The sequence below is a fragment of the Corallococcus sp. AB049A genome (assembly GCF_003668885.1).
GTDB lineage: Bacteria > Myxococcota > Myxococcia > Myxococcales > Myxococcaceae > Corallococcus > Corallococcus interemptor.
This window is the reverse complement of record NZ_RAWL01000756.1, coordinates 1-1841: the sequence shown is the minus strand read 5'-3', so window position 1 is coordinate 1841 and position 1841 is coordinate 1. Positions and strand designations below refer to the sequence as shown.

The 1841-nt window shown below is 69.0% G+C and carries 3 protein-coding genes and 1 pseudogene; 2 read left to right on the top strand and 2 right to left on the bottom strand.

Translation table 11 applies throughout. The features are described from left to right. Positions 1-519 (top strand): annotated as a pseudogene (locus D7X55_RS39090) (protein kinase); the annotation flags it as partial. A gap of 73 nt (positions 520-592) precedes the next feature. Here D7X55_RS39090 and D7X55_RS39085 read toward each other — a convergent pair. Further along, a complete protein-coding gene (locus D7X55_RS39085; protein WP_120547380.1) occupies positions 593-982 on the bottom strand; it encodes a hypothetical protein in 390 nt (129 codons plus the stop codon). Positions 983-1077: 95 nt separating this feature from the next. Here D7X55_RS39085 and D7X55_RS39080 point away from each other — a divergent pair, with 95 nt between their 5' ends. Further along, on the top strand, positions 1078-1359 hold the full coding sequence (locus D7X55_RS39080; RefSeq protein WP_147442676.1) for a hypothetical protein: 282 nt from the start codon (positions 1078-1080) through the stop codon (positions 1357-1359). Here D7X55_RS39080 and D7X55_RS43765 read toward each other — a convergent pair. Further along, a partial coding sequence (locus D7X55_RS43765; RefSeq protein ID WP_158626492.1) for a hypothetical protein occupies positions 1356-1841 on the bottom strand: 486 nt, incomplete at its 5' end. The two genes, D7X55_RS39080 and D7X55_RS43765, sit on opposite strands and share 4 nt — an antisense overlap.

Below are 1841 nucleotides of genomic sequence, written 5' to 3'. Positions count from 1 at the left end.
AGGTGTATAAGAGACAGGTCCGGGGGCGTGAAGGCGGCCATCATCGGAGTGCCGCTGCTGCTGATTGGCGCGGGCGTGGCGTTCGTGATGGCGAAGGGCGAAGGCGAGATGGCTCCGGTCTCAGGCCCCGTGGCGGTGATGCAGCCGAGGGTGCCCGTGGAGGCACCGCCCACGCGAGTGCAGGAGCCCCCGGCGACGCCTCCTCCGGCGGCGCTGCCGCAGGACGTGACGGTGGAGTTCACCTCCACGCCGTCCGGCGCGGCCATCTTCGACGGGGAGGCGCAGATTGGCACCACGCCCACGAAGCTGATGCTCCCGCGAGAGAAGGCTTCCGTGCTGCGCTTCAAGCTCGCGGGGCACCAGGACCAGGAGAAGCGGCTGGACTACAGCCGGCTCGCGGACACGGCGGAGCAGCACGTGAGCGTGCGCCTGGATCCGGTGCGCGCCGCGCCGCCGCCCCGGCCCACCAAGCCCGCGAAGACCGGTGGCAGCGACCCGGGCATTGGCGTGTTCGAGTAGGCCGCCAGCTCCACGGATTGTCACCAGGCCCCGGGCACCCTCAGGTGCGCCGGGGCCTTCTTCTTTGGACGTGCTACTGGCAGAGCAACAGGCTGCCCACGTACGCGGCGCGACCGGAGCAGCAGGGGAGACCGTTGGGCTGATAATTGGTCTTCCGGCACTGGTAGGCGGCGTAGTGCGGACAGGTGAAGCTCCGGTTGTCCTTCTGGCAATAGTACGAATCCCGGGTGCTGGTCTGGCGATACCCGGTGCAGGTGGAGCCGGTGCCGCAATCCATCACGCGCGACGGGTCCAGACATGCGCACGCATTGTACGTGACGGACTGCTCGACCTGACCTGCCGCGTCGGCGCTCTCGCTCGCGGTCGTGTCCTGCGTGAGAAGTGCATCGTCACCCGGCTCGAGGCCGGGGCCACATCCGAAGAGCGTGAGGACGGTCAGGACGACTGCGATTCGCTGGAGCATGGGGCTTGCCTTTCAGGTTGGACGTCTTCTGGCGAGATGCCGGGGTTTTCATATTAGAATTTGAAGTCCACTCGAAGGACCCCCTGGGGTTTCCCATGAAGCTCTCACTCGCGGCGATGGTGACGTGGTTCGGCCTTTCCCTCATCGGGTGCGGAGGCCCGGCCCTGGACGACACGATGGCCCCCGAGGCCGAAGCTCGGACGGTGTCCGAGTCGGGCACCTGTACGGCGGGACTGCCTTCGTGCAGCCTGTATGTGAACCTGCGGTGCACGACCCCGGGCGCGACGAAGGAGTGCTGCAACACCACGAGCCAGACGACGAACTCGCTGATCTGCTCGGGCTCGGCGAGCTCGGGTTACCGCTGGCTCAATTACTAGCCCTTCTTTGACCGCACGGCCTGCGCCAGCGTGCGCGCGAAGGGCAGGCCGTGCGCGTGCAACCACTGGCGCGTCGCGTCCCGCAGTCCGGCCTGGTCGAGCAGCTCTCCCACCGTGTGCCGCGACAGCTCCTCCACGACGGCGTGGAGCTCGGCCTTCAGTCCCTCGCGCACCTCGGGGCGCGCGAGGTTGTGCGCGATCACCTGGGGCAGCAGGCCGTCGATCTGCTCGTGGGGCACCTGGCCCAGCGCCTGCGCGACCTCGGCCTCCGTCTTCTCCAGGGTGGTCAGGAAGATCTTCTGGCGCCGTGCCCCCAGGGCCCGGGCGGTGTCCTCGCTGGCGAGCCGGTCGGCGATCCGCCGCTGCACCAGGGCCATGGAGCCGTCGATGACCTCGCGCACGCGGTCCTGCAAGCTGCCGCCCAGCCCGCCCAGGATGCCCTTGCCCGCGGACGCGGCCGCCCGCGCGCCCCAGCTCAGCGC

What these genes read in the sequence shown, in the direction of transcription:
- D7X55_RS39085 (WP_120547380.1), bottom strand. Translation starts at nt 982, where the DNA reads ATGCTCCAGCGAATCGCAGTCGTCCTGACCGTCCTCACGCTCTTCGGA.
- D7X55_RS39080 (WP_147442676.1), top strand. Translation starts at nt 1,078, where the DNA reads ATGAAGCTCTCACTCGCGGCGATGGTGACGTGGTTCGGCCTTTCCCTC.